The sequence below is a fragment of the Aeromonas bestiarum genome (assembly GCF_028751155.1).
Classification (GTDB): domain Bacteria; phylum Pseudomonadota; class Gammaproteobacteria; order Enterobacterales; family Aeromonadaceae; genus Aeromonas; species Aeromonas bestiarum.
In genome coordinates, this window is record NZ_CP064746.1 from 2,380,718 (window position 1) to 2,398,198 (window position 17,481).

16 protein-coding genes are annotated in these 17,481 nt (G+C 58.6%); 3 read left to right on the forward strand and 13 right to left on the reverse strand.

The annotated features are described in order from the left end of the window. Positions 1-51 precede the first annotated feature (51 nt). The 5 genes from IU367_RS11110 to IU367_RS11130 form a co-directional block, all read right to left on the reverse strand. On the reverse strand, positions 52-1,011 hold the full coding sequence (locus tag IU367_RS11110; RefSeq protein ID WP_274451883.1) for a beta-ketoacyl-ACP synthase III: 960 nt from the start codon (positions 1,009-1,011) through the stop codon (positions 52-54). 7 nt (positions 1,012-1,018) lie between these two features. Continuing rightward, the gene (gene plsX, locus IU367_RS11115; RefSeq protein WP_098984060.1) at positions 1,019-2,038 is read right to left on the reverse strand and encodes a phosphate acyltransferase PlsX; all 1,020 of its coding nucleotides are present in this window, start codon (positions 2,036-2,038) and stop codon (positions 1,019-1,021) included. A 9-nt stretch (positions 2,039-2,047) separates the two neighbouring features. Continuing rightward, positions 2,048-2,215: a 50S ribosomal protein L32 gene (gene rpmF, locus IU367_RS11120; protein ID WP_005311492.1), complete on the reverse strand. Its 168-nt coding sequence runs from the start codon at positions 2,213-2,215 to the stop codon at positions 2,048-2,050. A 19-nt stretch (positions 2,216-2,234) separates the two neighbouring features. Further along, positions 2,235-2,756: a 23S rRNA accumulation protein YceD gene (gene yceD / locus IU367_RS11125; RefSeq protein ID WP_042866373.1), complete on the reverse strand. Its 522-nt coding sequence runs from the start codon at positions 2,754-2,756 to the stop codon at positions 2,235-2,237. 920 nt (positions 2,757-3,676) lie between these two features. Further along, a complete protein-coding gene (locus tag IU367_RS11130; protein ID WP_274451884.1) occupies positions 3,677-3,889 on the reverse strand; it encodes a hypothetical protein in 213 nt (70 codons plus the stop codon). A 61-nt stretch (positions 3,890-3,950) separates the two neighbouring features. Between IU367_RS11130 and IU367_RS11135 the strand changes: the two genes are divergently transcribed. After that, positions 3,951-4,256 (forward strand): hypothetical protein, encoded by a 306-nt coding sequence (locus IU367_RS11135; RefSeq protein WP_274451885.1) that lies wholly within the window; start codon positions 3,951-3,953, stop codon positions 4,254-4,256. Positions 4,257-4,339: 83 nt separating this feature from the next. Here IU367_RS11135 and IU367_RS11140 read toward each other — a convergent pair whose 3' ends face one another. The 3 genes from IU367_RS11140 to IU367_RS11150 all read right to left on the reverse strand — a co-directional run bounded on the left by IU367_RS11140 (position 4,340) and on the right by IU367_RS11150 (position 7,305). Beyond that, a complete protein-coding gene (locus IU367_RS11140) occupies positions 4,340-5,005 on the reverse strand; it encodes an START domain-containing protein (RefSeq protein ID WP_274451886.1) in 666 nt (221 codons plus the stop codon). 99 nt (positions 5,006-5,104) lie between these two features. Further along, on the reverse strand, positions 5,105-6,073 hold the full coding sequence (gene yidZ / locus IU367_RS11145) for an HTH-type transcriptional regulator YidZ (RefSeq protein ID WP_043134819.1): 969 nt from the start codon (positions 6,071-6,073) through the stop codon (positions 5,105-5,107). A 2-nt stretch (positions 6,074-6,075) separates the two neighbouring features. Next, positions 6,076-7,305 (reverse strand): MdtL family multidrug efflux MFS transporter, encoded by a 1,230-nt coding sequence (locus IU367_RS11150; protein ID WP_274451887.1) that lies wholly within the window; start codon positions 7,303-7,305, stop codon positions 6,076-6,078. Positions 7,306-7,578: 273 nt separating this feature from the next. On the opposite strand from IU367_RS11150, the gene IU367_RS11155 reads away from it, so the two are divergent. Then, complete coding sequence (locus IU367_RS11155; RefSeq protein ID WP_274451888.1) at positions 7,579-8,160, forward strand: Maf family protein; 582 nt, start codon at positions 7,579-7,581, stop codon at positions 8,158-8,160. A gap of 77 nt (positions 8,161-8,237) precedes the next feature. Here IU367_RS11155 and IU367_RS11160 read toward each other — a convergent pair whose 3' ends face one another. After that, a complete protein-coding gene (locus IU367_RS11160) occupies positions 8,238-8,885 on the reverse strand; it encodes an HAD family hydrolase (protein ID WP_274451889.1) in 648 nt (215 codons plus the stop codon). Next, on the reverse strand, positions 8,885-9,829 hold the full coding sequence (rluC, locus tag IU367_RS11165) for a 23S rRNA pseudouridine(955/2504/2580) synthase RluC (protein WP_216640157.1): 945 nt from the start codon (positions 9,827-9,829) through the stop codon (positions 8,885-8,887). The genes IU367_RS11160 and rluC overlap by 1 nt, the downstream gene beginning before the upstream one ends. Before the next feature lie 413 nt (positions 9,830-10,242). Between rluC and rne the strand changes: the two genes are divergently transcribed. Then, a complete protein-coding gene (gene rne / locus IU367_RS11170) occupies positions 10,243-13,413 on the forward strand; it encodes a ribonuclease E (protein WP_274451890.1) in 3,171 nt (1,056 codons plus the stop codon). Positions 13,414-14,226: 813 nt separating this feature from the next. On the opposite strand, the gene IU367_RS11175 is transcribed toward rne, so the two are convergent. From IU367_RS11175 to udk, 3 genes are all read right to left on the reverse strand, one after another. Next, a complete protein-coding gene (locus IU367_RS11175; RefSeq protein WP_042866360.1) occupies positions 14,227-15,699 on the reverse strand; it encodes an inorganic phosphate transporter in 1,473 nt (490 codons plus the stop codon). A gap of 433 nt (positions 15,700-16,132) precedes the next feature. Then, positions 16,133-16,714, reverse strand: a complete 582-nt coding sequence (dcd, locus tag IU367_RS11180) for a dCTP deaminase (protein WP_043134827.1) — start codon at positions 16,712-16,714, stop codon at positions 16,133-16,135. Between the two features lie 63 nt (positions 16,715-16,777). Next, a complete protein-coding gene (gene udk / locus IU367_RS11185; protein ID WP_042866357.1) occupies positions 16,778-17,422 on the reverse strand; it encodes a uridine kinase in 645 nt (214 codons plus the stop codon). Positions 17,423-17,481: the final 59 nt, after the last annotated feature.

Below are 17,481 nucleotides of genomic sequence, written 5' to 3' on the forward strand. Positions count from 1 at the left end.
ACGAAAACGAAATCGGTCGCGGGATGGTGCAGGACCCCATCCCGCTGAAGATCAGAGGCGAACCAGCGCCGAGCCCCAGGCAAAACCACCGCCGAAGGCCTCCAGCAGCACCAGCTGACCCGGTTTGATCCGGCCGTCGCGCACCCCTTCATCGAAGGCGATGGGCACGGAGGCGGCAGAGGTGTTGCCGTGCTTGTCGAGGGTCAGCACCACCTTGTCGAGGCTCATGCCGAGCTTCTTGGCGGTCGCGCTGATGATGCGGAAGTTGGCCTGGTGCGGCACCAGCCAGTCGAGCTCGCTCGGCTCGACACCGGCAGCGGCCAGGGTTTCGGTCACCAGCTCGCTCAGACGGGTTACCGCCACCTTGAACACATCGTTGCCCTTCATATACATGTAGGCTTCGAGCTCGGCTCCCGGCATGCCACGACGGGGTTGCGGCAGCTTGAGCAGATCGCCATAACGGCCATCGGCATGGAGGTGGGTCGACAGTATCCCTGGCGTCTCGCTGGCACCAATCACCACGGCGCCGGCACCATCCCCGAAAATGATGATGGTGCCGCGATCTTGCGGATCGCACATGCGGGAGAGCACATCGGCACCAACGACCAGCACATGGCGGGCGGCGCAGGACTTGACGAACTGATCGGCGATGGAGAGTGCGTAGGTGAAACCGGCGCAGGCGGCCGCCACATCAAAGGCGGGGATGCCGGGCACGCCGAGCAGCCCCTGCAACTCGCAAGCGGCGGCCGGGAAGGCGTTCTCGGCGCTGGTGGTGGCCAGCACTATCATGTCGAGATCGGCCGCGGTCAGACCCGCAGCATCCAGGGCGCGCAGGGCGGCCTGGTGAGACAAGGTGGCGACGGTTTCGTCGGCACCGGCAATACGGCGTTCACGGATCCCGGTACGTTCCACGATCCACTCATCACTGGTTTCAACCATTTGCTCGAGATCGGCGTTGGTACGCACTGAACTCGGCAGATAACTGCCAGTACCCAGAATTTTGCTATGCATAGAGTTCTTATAGATCCCTGTCGGAAAAGACAGATTCAAGGCGATCTGCTATTTGCAATGGAAGTTGATGCTTGGCCTCTTGTGCGGCCAGCAGGATCGCATTACACAGAGCGCGCCGTTCGGCCCGCCCATGGCTTTTTACCACAATGCCGCGCAATCCTAACAGACTTGCGCCGTTATACTGGTCGGGGTTCAGGTAAGAAAAACGTCGTTTGAACATAAATCCGGCGATACGGCCAAGAAAACTGCGTTTCTTGCGGGGATATCCGGCCAGCTGGGCCATCATCCGTACCACACCTTCCGCCGTCTTGAGGGCAACGTTGCCGACAAAACCGTCGCAGACAATCACGTCGCACTCGCCGCTGAAGATGCGATCCCCCTCGACGAAGCCGACGAAATTGAGCGCGCTGCACTGACGCAGCAGCTCTGCGCTGTGACGCACCAGATCGTTGCCCTTGATCTCCTCCTCCCCCACGTTGAGCAAGGCGACCCGGGGAAAGGCGATGCCTTCCACCTTCTCGGCCACCACTGAGCCCATCACCGCAAATTGCAGCAGGGTATCGGCATCGCAGCTCACGTTCGCCCCCAGATCCAGCATCACGGTACGCTTGCCGCCCAAGGTCGGCAGCGCCTTGATGAGCGCGGGTCTGTCGACGCCGGGCAGGGATTTGAGCACGCACTTGGCCATGGCCATCAGGGCACCGGTATTGCCGGCACTGACGCAGGCATCGGCCTCACCGGCTTTCACCAGATTGAGCACAACCCGCATGGAGGAGTCTTTCAGGGTACGCAGCGCCACGATCGGCTTGTCGCCCATGCCAACCACCTGGGATGCATGCACGAAACGAACGCGAGGATGAGTCAGCAAGCCATGTTGCTGCAACAAGGAGGTAGTCTGGTGCTGATCACCGACCAGGATCAGTTTTAACTGGGGCAAAAGAGACAGTGCCTGCACGGCGGCAGGCACTGTTTCCGAGGGGCCAATATCTCCCCCCATTATGTCTAGCGCGACAGTTTGCGTAGACAAAGGCAATCCTTAAGCGATTACCTTTTTACCGCGGTAGAAACCATCGGCAGTCACGTGGTGACGACGATGAATTTCACCACTGGTCTGATCAACAGTCAGAGCTGCACTGGTCAGCGCATCGTGTGAACGACGCATGCCACGCTTGGCACGGGTTTTACGGTTCTGTTGTACGGCCATTGTAGGCTAACTCCTAGATTCACTTACGTTTAAGCTCTTCAAGAACTGCAAAGGGATTCGGCCGCTCATCAGCAGGTTCGATATCACCCCAAGTCATCTCCATGTTACCACGCGGGCAAGCATCCATCGGATGCATCGCCACCTGAGGCAACGAGAGGATGAGTTCATCCTCCAGGATTTGATGAAGATCTATCTCGCCGTTTTCGTCCAACTCAATGGGCTCATAAGCTTCCGGCAGTTCTTCCTCGTTTGTTTTTTCAAACAGCGGAGTGTAGATAAAATCAGCTTCACAAAGGTGTTCGAATGTATCTCCACAACGCTGGCAAACCAGGTCAACCTTGGCATGGGCAGTGCCTTTCATAACGGTCAACTTCTGGACATCTTTGCCAAAGTGCAGTGATACATCGACATCACTCTGCAAGCCTGCGGTTGATGCCTCCAGCCTGGGCATCTGCGACTTTTCCACTATCCCGACATAGTCGAGCAGCTTCAAGGCATTACGGACTGGATCAACCTTAACGGGCAACTTCACCTTTTGCATAGGGCGCGAATATTATAGGTCCAACAACTGATAGTCAAAGGAAAAAGTCCTTACCGCCGATGATTTTAACCATACAAGTCCCTGAGATGCCGGGACTTGTTCTCATCGGTGGCTGATTATGCCATAAACCTGAGGATCCTACACAGGATCCTGCCTGCATTCGGCACATATCGAGTGTGCCGCGGTCTCACTGACCTTGTCTCTGCTGCCCCCTCAAGAGTGCGTAATCCGAAGTCTTGTCGTCATATGACCGCCACATGCTCCCACTCCCTTTCATTCGCCGCGGCAATCCGCAGGCAATGTCTGCTGACCACTGGCCATGTTTGTCTGGCGGCAGCGTTCAGCGTGAAAGCCAACTCAGCTATCTCACTCCAACCCCCTGCGATCGACCGAGGCACCGATGTGACTGCGAGAGGATGTCGGTTCACAGATGCTTTTCATGCCAAGTCATGACCGTTTTTCATTCACGTCCCCTGTAGTTACCAGCAGGCTCTTATATCCAGCCACCGATTAACGATATTGAGCCTTCTGAAAATAAGGGCGTTATCACGGTCAGCAAGGGCAGAGTCAATATTTGGTGAAGATGGAATAGAAGTAACTCCCTCATATGACTGCAATGGGGAATATGTTATATCAACTGTTCTGATTACATGTCATGGCTGACGCCAGGACATTATCGGGAACCTCCACCCTAGATTAAATACGCCAGCAGTGCTGGCGCATGACATGTCATCGATACCCATCACTGTGTATAACAAGAGTGGGTTTCAAGGTTCATGAATGACGTTTTACTCGCATCCAGCAGAACCGGGGCACAATGGGCATAACCTATTGCCCCATCGGTGGCGCGCAGGGTACTGATATAGGTCCCCCGAGGATAAGATATAAAGGTGGAGCTTCCCGCAGGAACATCTCTGGTGTCATAAATGCCCTCTTTCAATATAGGCACTGGCACGGGAACTCTGATTCATCAGCGTCAGACTCACAAAGTCTCTTGGCGTCTGCGCAGCCGCGGCACTGAGCGCGTCCATCGCCGCCGGAGCGGCCGCAGGCTGCGCCTCATCAGCCGCCACGCCGCCCATAGTGCCCAGTGACAAGCACAGCAGGGCCGCAAATATAGGTAATTTTTTCATGATATATCCTTATATGGTCAGATGGTGACTAGCACGGCAAGAAAGATCCTGTTTCTTGAGGGTGGCTATATTAGCCTCCTTGCCATTGGCTCTTCATTCGTTTGTAACGGATGGAGATATTGGTGCCAGAAATGACGATAAGGTAAAAAAGGTGTTAAAACCTGAACTGAAAATTAACGAGAATGATTTATTCATGCGTGATATTCCCGCCCCGGTCAAAACAACTGACAAAGACTTGTCTGACACAATGCAGATAAAGATGGGGAATGAAAGAAGTATGATAAATATCATGAGGTTGGCGCTATATACCGTTTTTCATGACCTAGATATGAGCGACACACTATTTACCCTGATGGTCTGGCAGTGAAAGACACATGCAAGATTATTGATAAGGATAATATTTAAAAACGCCCCGGCTTAAGCCGGGAGAATACCCATCAAGGGCAAACCTCAAGGAAGAACCTGGCATGAATGCCACTTGCCAGCAGAGTGTTGCCGCGCACAAGCGCAAGGTTGGGGTGGCACGGCTTCCATCAGCCGGCGAATGGCTCGAAAGCTGTCCAGTGCCGCCTGGGCGGCAATCGGATTGACGAGCCAGCTCGGCAGGCTGTCGCCCGGGTTGGTGTAGGTTTCAAGACGCACCAGGGTGGTGCCGTTCAGTTGTGGCAATGCCTCCCAGCGCCCTTCACTGGCCCGGATCCGCACTCGCCCCGGATGGGGTGGCAGTGCATCGGGCGCCGCCCATACCGTCAGTTTCAGGCTGCAATCGGCACTGCGCCGCAGGCGGGAATGAGTGATCAGCTCTCGCTCCTGCACCGGCCAGGGGGCCGACAAGCGGGTATATACCAGATCTTCATCGGGCGCCGGCTTTGCCAGCACGCGCACCTCCAGGCTCTGGGGCAGCCACTCCTGATGACGGGCAGTATCGCGCAGCACGGCCAGCAGGGCGGATGGGGGCGCCGCTACGTTCATTTCCAGGCGCAGGGCCAGAAATGTCCCCGGTGGGTGGGCGCGGGTCCATAACAAGATGCCGGCCTCCCCCGTTTGCAATTGCCACCCTTGTCCCCATGCCGGCAAACAGAGCAGCCACAGCAGCCATATTCCATGTCTCGTCATCTGATGCCCTCGCCTGATCCTGCTTATGCTTATAGCCGCTTTTCGGCTGGCAGGGCGGTCTGTCTGCTGGCGGGCCGACATGTCCCGGGCAGATGGTGGCTAGCCGGGCTCCCCCATGTGTTCGTGATAGAGCCTCTTTATCTCGTCTCGCAGCCAAAGCACCTTGGTGTTGTAGTTGTTGCGCTTGTGCCAGAGCAGGATAAAGGCGATGTCGAGCTGGCGATACAGCGTTTCTTCCAGCGGCAGTGGCAAGGAGATCAGGTTGTCGTGATGCAAGCTGGCATAGCTGGCGCAATAGGACGGCACGACCGCTATCAGCTCGTGGGCGGATTGGGCGGCAATGTGCAGCGCCTGCTCGAAGCTGGAGACCCGGATCGGCACCCGCCGGCTGAGTCCCTCATCATCGAGCAGGCTGTCGAGCGCCCAGGCATCGCTGGCCTCCCACACCACGCTCACATGGGGGTAGGCGAGAAAATTGTCCAGGCTCCACTTGCGGGCCAGCAGGGGGTGATCCTTGCGCAGAAACACCACGGGTCTGTCTTCGAACAACACCTCGTGATCGATGTAATAAGGCAGGCGGTTGACCCGGGCCAAGGAGCTGGGGTGCGTCTCGCGAGCACAGAAACCAAGATCGGCATCGCCATTGATGATGTCGCTGAGGGAGTGGTGATCCCAATTCATCACCTTGATGGTCGACTTGCGGTACTTCTCGTAGATGACCATGGGCAGGCTGTTGAGAAAGCTGATGTAAAAGGGGGACTCCAGCACCAGTCTGAAGGCTGCCCCTTCCGGTATAGCGTTGCCGCAGAGGGAGGCTATGTTGCCCGACAGCTGAAACCACTCCTTGAGCTCCTCTTCCAGACTCAGCGACAGATTGGTGGGCTCCAGTCCCCGCTGCGTACGGATAAAGAGCGGATCATCAAACCAGTCGCGCAGGCGAGCCAGCGCCTTGCTGACCGTCGGCGCCGTGACATTGAGCCGCTTGGCCGCCTTGGTCGCGCTGCGCTCTTGCAACAACAGCCTGAAGACCACCAACAGATTGAGATCGAGTTCGACCAGGGGGCGCATGATCAGATTTTCTCCACGGACTGGGGATCGCAGGGCACCTGGTCGGCCACAGGCCCCATGATGCGAAAGGCGAGATAGAGTAGCACGGCGAGGAGGAGCGAATAAGCCAGCAACAGGAGGGGCGCAAGACCAAGCCAGCCCATCAGCCAGATATAGAGCGCCGAGCTGGCTATCTGAATGATGCACAGGGTCGCACTGGCCAGGGCGATCTGGTGCCGGCAACTGGCGAGGGCCTCGCCCATCGCGATGCCGAAGCTGGCGGAAAAACCGATGCAAACGAAGGCAAAGCCAAGACGGATCAGCCAGAGCGCCCACAACGGCGAGGAACCATCATGGGCCAGCGCCATCAACAGTGCCTCCTGCCGGGAGGCCAGCAGCAACAAGAGTGCCACCCCCAAGGCGCCGTGGGCCCAGGCCAGCACCCTCTCCTTGCCCCACCGGCGGATCAGCACGGGATTGAGAAAAGAGGTGATCATGCTGATCGCGGCCATCGCCATCATGATCTCGGCGTAACCTGCGGTATCCAGCCCCATCCCCGTCATCAATATCATGGGTGAGGTACTGACATAGGTCAGGATGCAGGTCATGCCGGTACTGGTCAGGCCGCACATCCACAGATACTGTCTCGTGCGCAAAAATCCAAGGCGTTCGGCAGAATGGGAAACTGTCTGCCTGCCCTCCCCCGGGCGGGTTTCCCGCAGCCAGAGCAGGGTCACCAGCGCCACCACGGCGCCGAGCAGGGCCATGGCCTGGAAGATCGCAGGCCAGTCGAAGCGGGCCAGGATCAGATAACCGAGCAGCGGCGCCAGCACGGGGATCACGCAGATGACGCCGTTGATCATCGACAGGACAGCTGCCAGCCTGGCCGGCGCCAGCACATCCCGCAGCACGGTAAAGGTCATGATATAGAGGGTGCCGGCCCCTATCCCCTGACCGATGCGACCCAGCAGAAATGCCGTGATCGAGTCGGCGCCGCCGGCAGCCAGCGAGGCCAGCACAAAGATGAGGGCGCCCCCCAGGATCACCGGCTTGCGGCCATATCGGTCGGCCAGCAGCCCGCCCGCCAGCACGGTAGCGGCCATGCCAAACAGATAGGCTGAAAACGCAGTATGCAACTGCGCCGCGCTGGCCTCCAGCGCGACCCCGATCTGGGGGAGCGCGACCAGATAGAGATCTATGCCCACCGGGTAGAGGGTGATCATCAAGAAACAGCAGACAAGGTAGGGACGCATGACAACTCCAGCAGCAGGGGACTGTCGCCCACCCAGGGCATGACAGTCGGATAAGCCTGCCACTATAGGGAAGAGGCCGATGAATGAGTCGATAGCGACACTTTCCAATCTGGAAACCGGAGGCAATTGCACGCCCTTCGCACTGCGGCCACACGGGATGAACCCTGTGATACCAGCAGATCATGCCAAATACGAAAATCCCATCAGGTATTTGCCCGGCTCACGGCGTGGCGATACCATCTGCGCCTGACCGCATCGAACCAGGACATCACAATGCCAACACAGCTGATCCTCGCCTCCACTTCCCGTTATCGCAAAGCCCTGCTGGAAAAACTCGCGCTTCCTTTTGAATGCGCGGCCCCCGAGGTGGATGAGTCTCCCCTGCCCGGCGAACCGGCCGAGGTGCTGGTGGCGCGGTTGGCCCTTGCCAAGGCAAGCGCCATTGCCGACCGGTTTGATCAGGGACTGATCATAGGGTCCGATCAGGTGTGTGTCTGCGACGGCCAGATCCTGGGCAAGCCGGGCACTGTGGAGAAGGCGGTGGAACAACTGATGGCCGCGCAAGGCCGCAGCGTCACCTTTCATACCGGCCTGTGCGTGCTGGATGCCGCCAGCGGCCGGGCCGAGCAGCTGGTGGAGCCTTTCACCGTGCACTTTCGCACCCTGGATGAGGCTGCCCTTCGCCGCTATGTCGAGGCTGAGCTGCCCCTTGATTGCGCGGGCAGTTTCAAATGTGAAGGCATGGGGATAGTGCTGTTCAAGAGGCTGGAGGGGCGCGATCCCAACGCCCTGATCGGCCTGCCGCTGATCGGCCTGATCGAGCTGCTGGCGCGCCATGGCCTCGCCCTGCCCTGATGGGGTGACATGCCAGCAATGAAAAACGGGAGCCAAGGCTCCCGTTTTGTCATCTCTTCATCAGACATGTAGCAAGGCTAGCCCAGCAACCGCTTGAGCTCATCCATGGTATCGACGACGGCAAGCGGATCATGTGCCTGCAACCTGTGCTTGTCGTGCACGCCCCAGCTCACCCCGATCCGCGGCATGGCCAGCGCCTCTGCCATCGCCATGTCGTGGATGGAATCACCGATCATCACCGCCTGGTGAGGGGCAATGCCCAGCTCATCCAGAATTTGCGTCAGCATCAAGGGATCGGGTTTGGAGTTGGCCTCGTCCGCGCCACGGGTGGCGGCAAACAGCGGCCGCAGTCCGGTATCATCCAGCACCCGATCCAGGCCACGGCGCGACTTGCCGGTGGCCACTGCCAGCGCTATCCCCTGCCCGTGCCAGTGGTGCAGCAGCTCGCTCGCCCCGACAAACAGCGGGCTGGGCGTGTCGTCATGCACATAATGGTGACGATAGCGGGCGATCAGGGCGTTGGCCCGCTCGCCCCCCGGCGCCAGCGCAAACAGCTGTGGAATGCCGACCTCCAGGCTGAGCCCTATGATCTGATGCGTCTCTATCGCAGTGGGCACTGGCTCGCCGCAATCGCGAGCCGCCCCCGCGACGCAGGCGACAATCCGGCCCACCGAGTCCATCAGGGTACCGTCCCAGTCGAAAATGGCGAGTCGGACCGTCTTCATCAGCGAGCCAGCTTGTTCAGGAAGTTGTCGAGTTCAGGCGCGAGCGGGGCTTCCACCTGCATCTCGCGGCCGTCGACCGGATGGGTAAAGCTCAGCTTCCAGGCATGCAAAAACAGCCGTTTCAGCCCTTGGCTGCGCATTTTCTCGTCAAAGGCCGCTTCCCCATACTTGTCATCACAGGCGATGGGATGACCGGCATGCTGGGTATGCACCCGGATCTGGTGGGTACGGCCGGTGATCGGGCTGCACTCGACCAGGGTGGCCTCGGCAAATTGACGGGCGATGCGGAAACGGGTTTCCGATGGCTTGCCGTCACTGCTGACCCGCACCACACGTTCACCGGATTGCAGATCGTTCTTGCGCAGCGGCGCATTGACCACCTTGACGTGGGGCTGCCATTGGCCGCGCACCAGCGCCAGATACTGTTTGCGCATGGTCTTGACTCGCAGTTGCTCGTGCAGGCTGCGCAGGGCGCTGCGCTTCTTGGCAACCAGCAGTACGCCTGAGGTATCGCGATCCAGCCTGTGTACCAGCTCCAGGAAGCGGGCATCCGGGCGCAAGGCGCGCAGCCCCTCGATGACGCCGAAGCTCAAGCCGCTGCCACCGTGCACGGCCATGCCGGACGGTTTGTTGAGCACTATCATGGCGTCGTCTTCAAACAGGATCTGGCTCTCCAGACGCTGGATGCTGCCGAGGTTGGCCGAGGGCAGTTCGTTTTTCTCGGCAACCCGCACGGGAGGAACCCGCACCTCGTCGCCTGGGCAAAGCTTGTATTCCGGTTTGATGCGCTTTTTGTTGACGCGCACTTCCCCTTTTCGAAGGATGCGATAAATCAGGCTCTTGGGGACGCCCTTTAGCTGAGTCTTGAGAAAATTGTCGATGCGCTGCCCTTCATGCTCAGCTTCGATGGTGAGCAGCTGCACTTGTTGTTGTATCTGTGTCATGGCGCGGATTTTAACACTGCCGGCGGCCCTTGGCTGCATGCTTTGTTGAAAAATGGCGCCTTGCTATAAAAGTGGTTTAAATGGGATAATAAACAAGGTTTTGTCATTGTGTTCAAGCCTTGTACTAAGTGGCCAAAATTTATGCCACCCAATCCCGAAACACCGTGTATATAAGAACATGACGGTTCCCGGGTGCGAGGTACAGCGCATGGAGAACACAAACAGAACCGATTATTTGTCTCCACACCGGCATCCTTAATTCATGCCTTCTCGAGAAGGCCGAACCAGAGCGCCCTTAGTTTGCGCCTCATGCATACCCCAACCGGGAGGTTGCCCAAGTATGCTGAAGACCCGAGGCCGGCGCCGGCAGGATCCTGTGGAGGAAATCAAAATGACAAAATAACGAGAACTCAATGAAAAGAATGCTAATCAACGCGACTCAGGAAGAGGAGTTGCGCGTAGCGCTGGTTGACGGACAACAGCTCTACGATTTGGATATTGAAAGTCCGGGACACGAGCAGAAAAAAGCGAACATCTACAAGGGTAAAATCACCCGCGTAGAACCCAGTCTCGAAGCTGCTTTTGTCGACTATGGCGCCGAGCGTCACGGTTTCCTGCCATTGAAGGAGATCGCCCGCAATTACTTCCCCTCCGGTTACTCCTATCAGGGTCGTCCCAACATCAAAGAAGTGGTCCGCGAAGGCCAGGAAGTGATCGTCCAGATCGATAAGGAAGAGCGTGGCACCAAGGGTGCAGCCCTCACCACCTTTATCAGCCTGGCCGGCAGCTACCTGGTGCTGATGCCGAACAACCCCCGTGCCGGTGGTATCTCCCGCCGCATCGAGGGTGATGAACGGACAGAACTGAAAGAAGCCCTGAGCGGCCTGACAGTGCCGGACGGCATGGGTCTCATCGTACGTACCGCCGGTGTGGGTAAATCCCCGGAAGAGCTGGAATGGGATCTCAACGTTCTGCTCAACCACTGGGACTCCATCCACAAGGCGTCACAGGACCGTACTGCCCCCGTGCTTATCCACCAGGAAAGCAACGTGATCGTGCGCGCCATTCGTGACTACCTGCGTCGCGATGTCGGCGAGATCCTGATCGACGACCCTGTCATCTTTGAACGTGCCCGTGCTCACATCGAGCTGGTTCGTCCCGATTTCCTCAACCGCGTGAAGCTGTACAAGGGTGAAGTTGCCCTGTTCAACCACTTCCAGATTGAGAGCCAAATCGAGTCGGCCTTCCAGCGCGAAGTGCGCCTGCCCTCCGGCGGCAGCATAGTCATAGACCCGACCGAAGCACTGACCTCCATCGATATCAACTCCTCCCGCGCCACCAAGGGCGGCGATATCGAAGAGACGGCGCTGCAAACCAACCTGGAAGCGGCCGACGAGATTGCCCGTCAATTGCGTCTGCGCGACCTGGGGGGGCTGATCGTCATCGACTTCATCGACATGACACCAGTTCGCCATCAACGCGAAGTGGAAAACCGTCTGCGTGAAGCCGTGCATCAGGACCGCGCCCGCATCCAGCTGGGCCGGATCTCCCGTTTCGGTCTGCTGGAGATGTCCCGCCAGCGTCTGCGTCCCTCCCTCAACGAGTCAAGCAGCCACATCTGCCCCCGTTGCCAGGGTCAAGGGGTCATCCGTGACAACGAATCACTGGCCTTGTCCATCCTGCGTCTCATCGAAGAAGAGGCCATGAAGGACAACACAGAGCAGGTTCATGCTCAGGTGCCGGTCGATGTTGCCGCCTATCTGCTCAACGAGAAGCGCGCCTCCATCGCCAGTCTGGAACAGCGTAATGAAGTACGTCTGTACATCATTCCGAACCAGCATCTGGAAACCCCGCACTACGAAGTGACCCGCATTCGTCAGAACGAGATCCCGGAAGCGGCCAGCTATGAGCTGAAAACCGAGATTGCCAAGCCGGTCTACCAGCCGAAGCAGGCTCAGGTGATCGAACGCGAGCAACCGCTGCTGCAAGGCTTCGTCCAGGCTCCTCAACCGGCCGCCCCTGCTGCTCCTGCGCCCGTCGCGGCACAGCCGCAGGTTGCCGCCGAAGCGGGCCTGTTTGGCAAGCTGTTCAAGGCCATCTCGGGTCTGTTTGCCGGCGATGCCGCTCCAAGCGACGTCAAGGCCCCTGCCGAGAAACCGGCTGCGCCGCGGGAAGCGCGCAAGGATGAAGGTCATCGTCACCAGCGTGATGAAAACCGTGGCCGTGGCCAGCGTCCCCGTCGCGACGACAACCGCAGCAACCGCAACACGGCGGAAGCCGGCGAGAAGCGCGAAGGCGCGGCCAATCGCGAGGGTGGTGAGAACCGCAATCGTCGTCCGCGTAAAGAACGCGAACCGCGTCAAGAGCGTGAGCCCCGTCAGGAACGTGAAGCCCGCGGTGAAGTGCGCACTGAACAGCGCATGGAACGTGAGCCCCGCGAACCTCGTCAGGAACGCGAACCGCGCGCCCCGCGTCCGGCTCGTGAGCCCCGTGCACCGCGTGAGCCCCGTGCCGAGCTGGTCGTTGAAGCGGTAGAAACCGTTGAAACTGCCGTCGTCAGTGCCGAGCCCCAGCAGGAAAAAGAGCAGAAAGTCGCCGAGCGCCGCGAACGTCGTCAACTGCGCAAGCAGATCCGTGCCGATGTCCCGGCCAGCAACCCTGCTGCCCAGCCGACTGATGAGCCGGTTGCTGCCGTGGCCGATGCCGCTGACACAGTGGAACAGAGTGACGAACAGGCCGACGGCCAGCGTCGTTCCCGTCGTACGCCGCGCAGCCAGCGTATCGAAGGTCAGCGTCGCAAGCGCATCAACGAAGATGCCCGCAGTCAGCGCGATGATGAAGAGCAGCAAGCAGACACCCCTATCCTGACCACGGCAGCCCAGGCTGATGCGGCTCAGGTGAAAGTGGAAGAGCCGGCTGTGCCCGTCATCACAATCCCGAGCGCCGAAGCCATTGCCGCCGCCGTACAAGCCTCTGCTGCACTGACCGAGCATGTGGTGGTGGAAGCCGTTGCCGAGGAAGCCCGTGAGCAAGCCGAAGCCGTGGCGATCGCCGCCCCCGTCGTGACCGAAGCCCCTGTTGAAGCTGCCCCTGTTGAAGCTGCCCCTGTTGTGGCTGCCGAGCCGGTTGTCGCAGACGTGGTTGCCGAAGCGAGCGTCGTTGTCGCACCTGCTGACGACGTCGTTGCGACTGTGGCCCCTGTCATCGAGGCGGCTGCCGAGGTTGTTGCCCCCGTTGTCGTGGAAGCCGCACCTGCAGCTGAACCAGCACCCCAGGTTGCTGAACCTGTTGCGGCCGTGGTCGCCGAGCCAGTCGCAGCCGTGGTTGTTGCCCAGGCCGAGCCGGTAGCACCCGCTGCCGTCGCTGCGCCCGTGGTCAACCAGGCCAAGAAAGGCGCCGGTCTGCTGGCCGGTGCCCGCAAGGCTTCTGCCCCGATGGCAACGCCGGCTGCGGCACCCGCCCTGCCTGCGCAGGCACCTGTCGAGCAGGCACCGCTGGTGCGCAATGACGTGACAAGCTCTGGTCGTCATGGTGGCAGCACGGCTGCTGTCAACGTGGCAACCAGCCCGGCTGGTCGTCCTTGATTGCCAGCCAGCTAGCCTGATGGAAAAGAGCCACACACTGTGTGGCTCTTTTTTTATCTTCCGTTTGGGCTCGGGTGTTAACCGAGTCACTGACTCCCAGCCTTCCCCCATCGCTTTTCTCTTGTCACCAGAGCCACTCCTTCTCCTTCCACGTCCACCAATACAAGAAGAGAGTCGCCCTCTGTACGGCCCAATAAGCTGCAACGCCTGGTTACCTCTCTCTGTCACATCCGAGCCACTGGTGACCCAAGCCAAGATCTCGTCCTTTATCCCCCTGCTGCTGATGAGTCACCCTGTGTGCCCGTCAGACTTGTTGTCCATGCCCTGTGACGGTATCCGTCAATGAATAGCGCCCTGGCCTGGAGAGATATCCTAGTCATCCCATCAGCTCGGCTTGCCCCAGGTGACAACGCTCCCGCGCGCAGCGCCAAGCACAGACAACAGAATGACAGGTTGCCGCCTTCTCGCCTCCCCGCTTCAATCCCTATCAAACACTGAGCAAGACCTTATGTCTTGCAACGGATAGCAAACAGCACAGTATCCGGGTTTGACGCCGCTATTGCTGTAGACAGTCGTTGAGTAGGCTGGATTATTCACTTCGCTCAATCTGTGTTGCTATGTGTTTAACATTGCAAGTTTGATGGCATATAAAGAGTAAACAGCATAAGAAACAAGTCATCGACTCTCTTCCTGCCCGTCTGTCCGGGCCAGATGATCTGTACTCTCCCAGCCAAAGAACGGGGCTGCGCGGGATCTGCGGACATGAAAAAAGGGCCCGTAGGCCCTTCGTCAATGTCTGAGTTTGCGCTGCTATCAGCCGCCAAACAGGTGGTGGCTGATGAGGAACAGGCCACCAGAGAGCAGCATGGTGAGCGGCAGGGTCAGCACCCAGGCCATCAATATGGTCTTGATGGTCTGGCTCTGCAGGCCTGACTTGTTCGCCACCATGGTCCCCGCTACCGCAGAGGAGAGGATATGGGTGGTGGAGACGGGCATACCGGTCAAACTGGCAACACCGATGGAGGCTGCCGCCGTGATCTGGGCAGCAATCCCCTGGCTGTACGTCATGCCGGTGGAGCCAATCTTCTCGCCGACCGTGTAGACGATGCGACGCCAGCCCACCATGGTACCGCAACCCAGCGCCAGTGCGATGGAGACGATAACCCAGGTCGGGGCATATTCGGCGGTCGCCGTCAGATCCTTGCGCCATTTGGCCAGATCGGTCAGCTCCTTGGCCGGCAACGGCAGCTTGGAGACCTTGCGCGCGGTATCGTCGATGCACAGCAGCAGACGGCGCACTTCACGACGGTCGGTCAGATCCAGCTCTTCATAGGTCCGTACCTGGCCGAGACGATTGTCCAGGGTTGCCATGGCTTGCAGTGCGCCATTCGCCGCACAATGGGTCATCAGCTCTTCCTGGGCCTGAGCAGGCACCTTGAAGTCCACCACATGAGCAACCTGCTCATGGTTGCGCTGATAGATCTCCATGATGCGCTGGTTGGCGTCCTGGGTGCGATCCAGATCGTAGGAGCGGCTGTTCATGTCCAGAGCGAAATAGGCGGGTGCCATGCAGATCAGCACCAGCATCACCAGGCCGATGCCCTTCTGGCCATCGTTGGAGCCGTGCACGAAGCTCACGCCCATGGCGGAAGCGACCAGAGTGAGGCGAGCCCAGAACGGCGGATGCTTCTTGCCGTCCACCAGCAGGCGCTCTTCCGGGGTCTTGTGGATCTTGCTGCCCAGCCAGACTCGCTTCATGGCAAACAGCAACAGGGCTGCCACGACAAAGCCGACGGTCGGGGAGATGATCAGGGAAAGCATGATGTCGATCGCTTTGGCGACGTTGATACCCTGAGTCAGCGGCTGATGGTTGAGCCAGGCATAGGCACCGCCCACCCCCAGGATGGAACCGATCAGCGTGTGAGAACTGGAGGCCGGAATGCCCAGGAACCAGGTCCCCAGATTCCAGACAATGGCGGAAAACAGCAGGGAGAACACCATGATCAAACCCTGGGTGGAATCCATGCCCAACAGCAAATCAATCGGCAGCAAGTGGACAATGGCATAGGCTACGCCCAGACCGCCGAACATGACGCCAAAAAAGTTGAAGATCCCGGATGCGACGACCGCCAGGTGAGCCGGCATCGCCTTGGTATAGATAACCGTTGCTACCGCGTTGGCGGTATCGTGAAAGCCATTGATGAATTCATAGGCCAACACAAAAAAAACGGCCAATACCAAACCGATTGACCATAACAAACCCAAACCACTAAACATTTCAAACATAAAAACGAACCTGTTTATGAGTTGCGGCGGATTATGCCAGAAGGCTGGTTGCGCCATACCCGTTGTTGAAATATTTCAGTAAGAAAAAAAAAGAGCATTCTCTCAAAAAATAGCTTAGAGCCAGCAATCATGCGGCTTGTCCATGATTAATTAAACAGATCCAAGCTGACAAAAACAGTCTCCAAACGGGAACAATTCATCACGATATCGCCCGGAGGCACCGGATCTTGCTCGGCGTCACCGTCAGTTTTCGACCGACAGAATCGCGACATCTGTACAAAGGGCAAGCAAAAGCAAGCCACTCCCCTGCCCCATCACACCCGTCCCATCTTGCCTTGCCGCCCAAATCCGACGGCGAAGGGCGCCAGTGGCGCCCTCTTGTTTAACAGATTGCAACCGGATCCGCTGTCGACCGGATCACGCACCGCCGATCTCAATCCTGATTCATACGGCTGGCAACGGCGCCCTGCTGGCTCTTGTACTTGGCATTTTCCCGCTTGTTGTAGGGACGTGCCGCTGCCCCGGAGAGCATCTCGAAGTTCAGTGCGCCTATCTTCATCTTGGGACGCAGCGCCAGCGGCAACTTGCCGCCGTTGTAGAATTCCAGCACGATGCGACCGGACCATCCCGGATCGATCCTGTGAGCGGTGACGTGCACCATCAAGCCGAGACGGGCCAGAGAGGAGCGGCCATCCAGCCAGCCAACGATGTCGGCCGGCAGAGTAACGGATTCATAAGTCACCGCCAGTGCCAGTTGGCCCGGGTGCAGATAGAAGGCTTCCCCATCCGCGATGTGGATCTCGTCGCTCATCACCCGATCAATGGCGTCGGCCATCTCGCTGCTCGGGCCGCTCAAGTCGATATAGGGGGCCGTGTGATCGCGAAACACTCTAAACTCGTTGCCCAGCAGCACATCGACGCTGACGCCGCTGATCCGCTCAACACCGGGTCTTGGCTCAATGACGATCTTGCCTTCATCCAGATGACGTTCAATATCGGTATCACAAAGGCGCATTGGGCGACTCTCCTGACAAAATGTTCATTTAAAAAAGCCGGGCATCACCCGGCTTGTTTCATCTTAACCAATCAACATGTGGCGGATACGCGCCTTGAGCATGTCGATGGCGATGCGGTTCTTGCCACCGCGTGGCACGATTACGTCCGCGTACTGCTTGGAAGGCTCGATAAACTGCAGGAACATGGGACGTACCGTCTTCTGATACTGCTTGAGCACGGAATCCATGGTACGACCGCGCTCTTGCACGTCACGCACCAGCCGGCGCAGCAGACAGATATCCAGCGGGGTATCCATGAAGATGGAGGCATCCATCAGATCCCGCAAGCGGCTGTCGGTCAACAGCAGGATCCCTTCCAGAATGATCACCCGGCGCGGGGCGAAGGGGGTCACCTCGCTCATGCGGGTGTGCTCTGTGTAGGAGTACTGGGGAATGTTGACCGCGTCGCCTTTCACCAGCTGGCTCAGGTGCTGTACCAGCAGATCGTGATCCAGGGCATTGGGGTGGTCATAGTTGGTCTTGACCCGCTCTTCCATGGTCAGGTGGGTCTGATCACGGTAGTAGCAATCTTCGGTGATCACACCAATCTGACCCGCGCCCAGTTCGGCCACCAGCTCTTCATAAATGGTTTGGGCTATGAGGCTCTTGCCGGACGCGGATGCGCCAGCAATACCGATGATCACACACGAATGTTGAGTATCAGACATTGAAAATACCTAAAGAGAAGAGCAGTGGGGATTGTTTAAACCGATCCATTATATAAAAA

Coding starts and splice junctions, on each gene's coding strand:
- IU367_RS11110 (WP_274451883.1), bottom strand. CDS start 1,011: ATGCATAGCAAAATTCTGGGTACTGGCAGTTATCTGCCGAGTTCAGTG.
- rpmF (WP_005311492.1), bottom strand. CDS start 2,215: ATGGCCGTACAACAGAACCGTAAAACCCGTGCCAAGCGTGGCATGCGT.
- yceD (WP_042866373.1), bottom strand. CDS start 2,756: ATGCAAAAGGTGAAGTTGCCCGTTAAGGTTGATCCAGTCCGTAATGCC.
- IU367_RS11130 (WP_274451884.1), bottom strand. CDS start 3,889: ATGAAAAAATTACCTATATTTGCGGCCCTGCTGTGCTTGTCACTGGGC.
- IU367_RS11140 (WP_274451886.1), bottom strand. CDS start 5,005: ATGACGAGACATGGAATATGGCTGCTGTGGCTGCTCTGTTTGCCGGCA.
- yidZ (WP_043134819.1), bottom strand. CDS start 6,073: ATGCGCCCCCTGGTCGAACTCGATCTCAATCTGTTGGTGGTCTTCAGG.
- IU367_RS11150 (WP_274451887.1), bottom strand. CDS start 7,305: ATGCGTCCCTACCTTGTCTGCTGTTTCTTGATGATCACCCTCTACCCG.
- IU367_RS11155 (WP_274451888.1), top strand. CDS start 7,579: ATGCCAACACAGCTGATCCTCGCCTCCACTTCCCGTTATCGCAAAGCC.
- IU367_RS11160 (WP_274451889.1), bottom strand. CDS start 8,885: ATGAAGACGGTCCGACTCGCCATTTTCGACTGGGACGGTACCCTGATG.
- rluC (WP_216640157.1), bottom strand. CDS start 9,829: ATGACACAGATACAACAACAAGTGCAGCTGCTCACCATCGAAGCTGAG.
- rne (WP_274451890.1), top strand. CDS start 10,243: ATGAAAAGAATGCTAATCAACGCGACTCAGGAAGAGGAGTTGCGCGTA.
- IU367_RS11175 (WP_042866360.1), bottom strand. CDS start 15,699: ATGTTTGAAATGTTTAGTGGTTTGGGTTTGTTATGGTCAATCGGTTTG.
- dcd (WP_043134827.1), bottom strand. CDS start 16,714: ATGCGCCTTTGTGATACCGATATTGAACGTCATCTGGATGAAGGCAAG.
- udk (WP_042866357.1), bottom strand. CDS start 17,422: ATGTCTGATACTCAACATTCGTGTGTGATCATCGGTATTGCTGGCGCA.